This is a genomic window from Stenotrophomonas sp. P5_B8, from assembly GCF_054049855.1.
Window position 1 is genome coordinate 1 of sequence record NZ_JBFULO010000187.1, and the last position, 7,196, is coordinate 7,196.

The following is a 7,196-nucleotide window of genomic DNA, read 5'->3' on the forward strand; positions in this document are numbered from 1 at the left end:
GAGTTCAGCGTACTGCGCCCGGACAACGCCAGCGGCAACTTCACCAAAGTCGTGCAGCGCCTGCCGATCCGCATTTCCATCGACCCGGACCAGCCGCTGGCCAAGCGGCTGCGCCCGGGCATGTCGGTGGTGGTGAAGGTGGATACGGCGGCCCGGTAGAGCCATGCCATGCATGGCTGCTCTTTGCGTGCTGCCCGTATTCGCGGTGGATCTGGACAGGTGCCGGTCTACGGGCTGCCAACCATGGGTTGGCACTACCGGTGTATCGGATCAGGTGCGCTGCAGCGGGCTCAGCCGGCGCAGCGCGCGCACAGGCCGTGCACTTCCAGCGTCTGCGCCTGCGGCTGGAACCCCAGCTCCTTGGCGCGTTTCTCCAGCTGGCTGACGATCTCCTTGTCTTCCAGTTCCACCGCGCTGTGGCAGCTGTTGCAGATCAGGAACGGGACCGAATGCTGCGCGCTGCTGGGGTGGTGGCAGGCCACGAAGGCGTTCACCGATTCCAGCTTGTGCACGAAACCATTGGCCATCAGGAAATCCAGCGCGCGGTACACGGTCGGCGGCGCATCGGCGCCGACGCCCTTGCCACTGCGCACCCATTCCAGCAGCTCGTACGCCTTGACCGGCTTGCCGGCCTCGGCGATCAGCCGCAACACGTTGGCGCGGATGGGAGTGAGGCGCAGCCCGCGCTCGGCGCACACGCGTTCGACCACCTTCACGAAGTCGGAGGCATCGTGAACGTGATGGTGCGGAGCGGTACAAGCGGTCTTTGCGGACATGCGCGGTCTCCTGTGGTCAGGCCGTCGGTACTTTAGTGAGTGCGACGTCGATGCGTTTCAAGGCCTCTTCACGGCCGGCCAGGAACACGGTCTGGGAGATATCCGGGCTCACCTGGGTACCGGTGATGGCCACGCGCAGCGGCTGGGCGACCTTGCCCATGCCGATCTCCAGTGCCGTTGCGACATCGTGCAGGGCCACCGACACGCTCTCCACCGTCCACTCCCCGGCTGCAGCCAACAGCTCGCGGGCCTTGCCCAGCGCCAGTTCCGCGCCCGGCTTGAAGTGCTTGGCCACCGCCGCCTCGTCGTAGTCGGTCAGCGGCTGGTACCAGACCACCGCCTTCTCGGCCATTTCCTTCAGGGTCTGCACGCGGTCACGCAGCGCCACCACGACGTCGGCCGGGGCCGGGCCGGCGGCCAGATCCAGGCCCAGCTTGTTCAGCTGGTAGACCAGGTGCGGGGCGATGTCGGCCGGCTGCTCGGTCTTCAGGAAGTGCTGGTTGACCCAGCCCAGCTTGGCCATGTCCAGGCGCGCGGCCTTGGAATTGCAGTGGGTCACGTCGAACAGATCGATCAGTTCCTGGCGGCTGAACAGCTCCTGGTCGCCATGCGACCAGCCCAGGCGGGCCAGGTAGCTGAGCAGCGCGTCGGGCAGGTAGCCGGCGTCCTTGTACTGCATCACGTCGGCCGCGCCGGTGCGCTTGGACAGCTTGGCGCCCTGCTCGTCCAGGATCATCGGCATGTGGCCGAACTTCGGCACCGGTGCGCCGATGCCCTCGTACAGATTGATCTGGCGCGGGGTGTTGTTGATGTGGTCGTCGCCGCGGATGACCTCGCTGATGCGCATGTCCCAGTCGTCCACCACCACCGCGAAGTTGTAGGTCGGGAAGCCGTCCGGACGGAAGATCACCATGTCGTCCAGCTCGCTGTTGGCGATCTCGATGCGGCCCTTGATCAGGTCGTCGAACACCACCGTGCCCTCGAGCGGGTTCTTGAAGCGGATGACGCGGTTCGGGTCGTCCTTGTACGGCAGGCCCAGGTCACGCGCGGCCCCGTTGTAGCGCGGCTTTTCCTGCTTGGCCATCGCCGCCTCGCGCATCGCGTCCAGTTCTTCGCGCGTCTCGTAGGCGTAGTAGGCCTTGCCGTCGGCGACCAGCTGCTCGGCCACTTCCAGGTAACGGGCCACGCGCTGGGTCTGGTAGATCGGGCCCTCGTCGTAGCCCAGGCCGAGCCAGTCCATCGCCTCCAGGATCGCGTCGATCGCCCCCTGGGTGCTGCGCTCGCGGTCGGTGTCTTCGATGCGCAGCACGAATTCGCCGCCGCGGTGACGGGCCTCCAGCCAGCAGTACAGCGCGGTGCGGGCGCCGCCGATATGCAGGTAACCGGTGGGACTGGGGGCGAAACGGGTGCGGCAGGTCATGGAGGGCTCGAGGCGGGAAGCTGGAATCCCGGCAATTTTACCTGTCCCGGCCGGAAACCGGGGAATCGCCCGTCACGCTTGGCGCAGGCGGCCCCCATGGCAGCCCGCGCCCCACCCCGCTCAGGGCGCCAGCAACGGCTTGCGCGGCATCTTTTCCTCGCGCATCGCCGCGTTGTAGACGAAGGACGCCACGATCGCCGCCGCCTGCTTCAGATCCTCCGGCTCGGCGTGGTCCCAGGTGTCCAGGTTGCTGTGGTGGACGTTGGTGAAGTAGTCCAGCCGGTCCTGGATGAACTGGAAGCCGGGCAGGCCGACCCGGTCGAAGGCGATGTGGTCGGTGCTGCCGGTGTTGCGGGTGGCCACGGTGGTGGCGCCGATGTCGTGGAACGGGGCCAGCCAGGCCTCGAAGATCGACACCGCCGCTAGGTTTTCCTGCGCATAGATGCCGCGGAAGCGGCCCGAGCCGTTGTCCATGTTGAAGTACACCGAGAATTTGTCGTAATCGCGCTGGCGCTGCAGCGCGCCGGTCGGTTCGCGCATCGAAGCCGGCAGCAGTTTCTGCGCCGGGTCGGTCGGTTCGGGGTAGCGGGCGAAATGCCGGGACACATGGTCCTGCGAACCGACCAGCCCCTGCTCTTCACCGCTCCACAACGCCACGCGGATGGTGCGCCTGGGCTTGGCGCCCACCGCCTTGAGGATGCGCATGGCTTCCATCATCACCGCCACGCCAGCGGCGTTGTCGGCCGCACCGGTGCCGGTATGCCAGGAATCCATGTGCGCGCCGAGCATGACGATCTCATCGGCCTTGCTGCTGCCCCGGATCTCGGCCAGCGTGTTGTAGCCCGGCTGGTCCTGGGCATCGGTGAATCGCGCCTCCACGTTGACCCGCAGTTTGACCGGCTGCTTCTGCTCGACCGCACGCACCAGCGGGTTGTAGTGCTCGGCCATCATCGCCAGCTCAGGCACGCCGACCGGTTCGCCGGCCTTGCGCGAGCCGCCGCCACCCACGCGGATGATGCCGTTGTCCCAGCCACTGATGCTGATCGTGGCCAGCACGCCCTGCTCGGCGAAAAAGGCGTTGGTGGCCCGCGCGAGTTCCTGCTTCTCCAGGTACTCCTTGGCCTTTTTCGCGCGGTCCGCCTTGGCGTCGGCCACGTCCTTGGGCACCGCGAACACCTGCAGCTCGGCCAGCCCGGCATCATCGTGACGGTGCGAATCGGACTGACTGGCGCGCGCGTAGTCGCGTGCGTCGTTGAGCAGCAGGATCTTGCCGGTCAGCTTGCCCTTGTACTGCTCCAGGTCGGCGATCTTCTTGATGTCGACCTTGACCACCTCGCCTTCGACGGTGCCGTTGGTACCCGGCGTCCACGCCTTGGGCAGCGCGTACAACGGCGCCACGCGCGGGCTGAGCATTTCCACGGTGGCGCTGCTGAACTCCCAGCCCCGACCAAAGGCGTCGAAGCCTTCGTCGCGGACGTTGACCAGGCCCCATTCGGTGAACTTGCCGCGGCTCCAGCGGTTGGCTTCGCTCATGGCCGGCGAATTGGTCAGGCGCGGGCCGATCCGTTCGGTGAGGTGGCTGAAGGTGGCCATGACCTGCGAGCGATGGAAGGCTTCCTGGCGGATACGGCTGACCATGTCCAGGTCTACCGCCTCACGCTGCTGCGCCATTGCATTGCCACCCATCGCCAGCGCTATCRCCAGCACGCCCCACTTCAGCACGTCGTACCCCGGCCTTTCGGCATCACTCGTCAAGGCCTTGAGTCTAGCCAGCACGCGCGCCGTGCCCCCGTCCCATCGGTCATGCATGCGGGAACGCGCTCAACCATTCCAGCCCAGCCACAGCTGTGCGTGTGCCGGCAACAGCAACAACCAGTGGCGGCGATCGACGCTGGTGCAGCCGAATACCGCTGCGTGTGCCGGCCAATCCGCTGGCAGGCCATCGATGCCGATCTCGGTCAATGCCGCGCTGCCGGCCTTCCACTCCCGGTAGCGCGGCACCCGTCCGCCCAGCGCGCCGCGTCCCTGCCGCGCCCCGGACAACCACGCCAGTCCCTGGCGCTGCACCCCTTCGCAGGTGCGCTCGGCCAGCTTGAAGCGGACCAGGCCGGGGGCGATCCGCGCCCCCGGCAAGGCCGCCAGCACGCCACTGGCCTGCAGCAGTGCATCCACTTCCAGCAGCGCGGGAATGCCCTGCCCCGCGCGTTGCCGCAACCCTTGGCGCCAGCTCATGTCGTACTCCTTACTTCAGGCTCGCACCGACTTCGTACCAGTCGATCTTGCGGGTGATCCACATCGCCGTGGCCAGCACGCCGAACAGCAGCAGCGACCCCATCAGCAGCGCGTTGTTCTCCGAGATCAACAGGCCGTACAGCGCGCCGTACAGCACGGTGAGCATGCCGGCAAAGCCCAGCCCGCGTACCCAGCTCTTCAATGCGCCGGACAGGTACACCGCCTGTATGCCGATGCAGGCCACCGCCGAAACCACGTAGGCCAACCAGAACGGAATGTGCTCGGACAGGCTCAGCAGCAGCAGGAAGAAGATCGCCAGCGCCAGGCCCACCATCAGGTACTGCAACGGGTGGATGCGCAGCCGCTTGATCAGCTCGAACAGGATGAAGCCGACGAAGGTGAGCAGGATGAAGAGGATGCCGTACTTGCTGGCGCGATCGGCCTGGGTGTAGATGTCCACCGGGTTGACCAGCTCGACGCTGACCGTCTCCGGCTCGACGTCCTTGCTCTCGCGCAGCTGGCGCTGTGCCTGGGAGGCCAGCGACGACACCGCCCACTGTGCCTCGAAGCCCTTCTCGCCGATGGTGCGCTGGTTGGGCAGGAAGCTGCCGCCGAACGAGGGATGCGGCCACGGCGACTGGATCGAGATGCGGCTGTCATCGCCCACCGGCACCACCGCCAGCGAKCGGGTGCCATCGAGCACCAGCGCCAGTTCCAGCGTGCTGGCCTTGAGTACGCCGCCAGCATTGTTTTCAAAGCCACGCAGCGGCACGTGCAGGCCCTTGCCCATTCCGGTGACCTCGCCAATGCCCGGCTGCAGGGTCAGCGCCGCGCCGTCGACCTGCAGCTTGGGCGAGCCGACCAGTCCGCGCACGTCGGCGATACCCACCGCCAGGTACGGCGTGCCGTACACGCGGCCTTCCTTGATCGGGTAATCGTCGTCGGTGAACTCGGCGGTGATCTTCGCGTTCCAGCTGTACACCGGCACACGGAACAGGCCGATACGGCGCTCGTCCGGTTGCATCCGGCCATCGACCTGCAGTCTGGACGGCATTTGCAGCCAGTAGCTCTGCTCGGTCTGTACGCTCTTGGTTTTGTTGCCGGCCGCGTCGACCACTTCCACTTCACGGGTCTCGGTCCACGGCACCACGCGCACCGGGCCGGTCAGGGTCTGCGCACCCGCGCGGCTCTGCGATACGCGCAGATACGCCTCGTTACGGTAGGCCTCGCGCTCGCTGATCACGCCCTTGATCATCATCAGTGGGATCAGCAGCAACAGGATCAGCCCGCCGACAATGGCGAACCGCAACAGCATCTTCAGGGATTTCATGGCCCGTCCTCGGTTGGGAGGGGGCCAGCTTCGGAGGTGGCGGTGTGCGGGGTTTGTGCTGAGTTTGAAGTCTGTGTGAAGTGCGCGGCCCGCCGGGGCTCAGCGCCGGATCGGCGCGGCCGGGTCGCGCCACGGCAGCCACAACGAGGCGATGGCACCGCCGCCTTCGCGGTTGCGCAACTGGGCACGCCCACCATGCAGGCGCGCTACCTCCTGCACGAAGGACAGCCCCAGCCCGGAACTGCGCAGACCGGTGGCCGGGCGCGCCAGCGAATAGAACCGCTCGAACACCCGCTCCAGCGCGTAGTCCGGCACGCCGCTGCCGCGATCGGCCACGCGCAGGACCACGCCTTGGCCATCGCGCGCCGCACTGAGCTGCACGCAGGCCTCGGCGCTGGAGAAGGCCAGCGCGTTCTCCAACAGGTTGTTCAGCGCCTGGCGGAGCAGGTAGCCATCGCCCTGGATCACCAACCCGTCGGGCACCTCCACGTCCACGCGTACCGCGACGGACTGCGCACGCATGGCTACCGCGTCGGCGGCGGTGCCCAGCAGCACGCCCAGGTCGATCGGCTCGCGCTTCTGCAGCCACCCGTGCTGTTCCACTTCGGCCAGTGCCAGCAGCTTGTCGATGGTTTCGGTCAGGCGCTGTTCCTGGCCCTGGATGCTGCGCGCGAAGTGCACGCGGTCGGCATCGGGCAGCGGCTCCTGCAGCAGTTCGGCCGCGCCGCGGATGGCGGCCAGCGGGCTCTTCATTTCGTGCGTCAGCGACTGCACGTACTGCTCGACGTAGGCCTTGCCTTCCAGCTTGCGTCGCATGGTTTCCAGCGCCTGGCCGAGGTCGCCGATCTCGTCGCGACGCGGTTTGGGCGGGGGCACCGGTTCGCCGGCACTGACCGCCTTGGCATACCGGTTGAGCCGGTTGACCCCGTGCATCAGCCAGGCGGTCATCAGCAGCCCGATCAGCGCCGACAAGCCGATCAACCACGCCCCGCGTTTCATGATGGCGCGCTGGCTGGCCGCAATGAACGGGTCGATGCTGCGGTTGGGCTGGGCCAGGCTGAGCACGCCGATCAGGCGCTTGGCATCGGCCGGATCGTGGATCGGCGCGGCCACGTGCATCACCGAGTGGGTGTCATCGCCCGGGGTTTCCGGACTGGAGCGTGCGCCATATTCACCACGCAGGGTGCGGTAGACATCATTCCAGCGCGAGTTGTCGCGGCCGACGCCCTGGCCGGTGGAGTCGTAGATCACGATGCCCCTGGCATCGGTGATGGTCACCTGGTAGTCGAGCGTGCGCTTGGGGAAACGCCACACCATCGCCTTGGGGTCGCGGCGCTGCGCACGGGCCAGGTTGGCCACGAAGGTGCCGTTGCGGATCGTGCCGGCCTTGACGTCGGCGGCGGCCATCTCGGCCAGCACATTGGCCGCGTCGACCAAC

Annotated in this window: 6 protein-coding genes and 1 pseudogene; 1 reads left to right on the forward strand and 6 read right to left on the reverse strand. The window is 67.2% G+C overall.

All coding sequences use genetic code 11. The features are described 5' to 3' along the window. Window positions 1-159, forward strand: a pseudogene (locus ACXJKH_RS11595) (HlyD family secretion protein); the annotation flags it as partial. A 131-nt stretch (window positions 160-290) separates the two neighbouring features. On the opposite strand, the gene ACXJKH_RS11600 reads toward ACXJKH_RS11595, so the two are convergent. The 6 genes from ACXJKH_RS11600 to creC form a co-directional block, all read right to left on the reverse strand. Then, on the reverse strand, window positions 291-776 hold the full coding sequence (locus ACXJKH_RS11600) for a transcriptional repressor (protein ID WP_312237445.1): 486 nt from the start codon (window positions 774-776) through the stop codon (window positions 291-293). Window positions 777-792: 16 nt separating this feature from the next. Then, entirely contained in the window at window positions 793-2,196 is a 1,404-nt protein-coding gene (gene gltX, locus ACXJKH_RS11605; protein ID WP_457319547.1) for a glutamate--tRNA ligase, read from the reverse strand. 120 nt (window positions 2,197-2,316) lie between these two features. Further along, window positions 2,317-3,918: a M20/M25/M40 family metallo-hydrolase gene (locus ACXJKH_RS11610; protein ID WP_457319550.1), complete on the reverse strand. Its 1,602-nt coding sequence runs from the start codon at window positions 3,916-3,918 to the stop codon at window positions 2,317-2,319. A gap of 99 nt (window positions 3,919-4,017) precedes the next feature. Continuing rightward, window positions 4,018-4,428, reverse strand: a complete 411-nt coding sequence (locus ACXJKH_RS11615; RefSeq protein ID WP_256776469.1) for a hypothetical protein — start codon at window positions 4,426-4,428, stop codon at window positions 4,018-4,020. 10 nt (window positions 4,429-4,438) lie between these two features. Beyond that, window positions 4,439-5,758 carry a cell envelope integrity protein CreD gene (gene creD / locus ACXJKH_RS11620; protein ID WP_457319548.1) on the reverse strand — a complete coding sequence of 440 codons (1,320 nt, stop codon included), beginning with the start codon at window positions 5,756-5,758 and terminating at the stop codon, window positions 4,439-4,441. Window positions 5,759-5,857: 99 nt separating this feature from the next. Beyond that, window positions 5,858-7,195 (reverse strand): two-component system sensor histidine kinase CreC, encoded by a 1,338-nt coding sequence (creC, locus tag ACXJKH_RS11625; RefSeq protein WP_457319549.1) that lies wholly within the window; start codon window positions 7,193-7,195, stop codon window positions 5,858-5,860. Between the last annotated feature and the right edge of the window lies 1 nt (window position 7,196).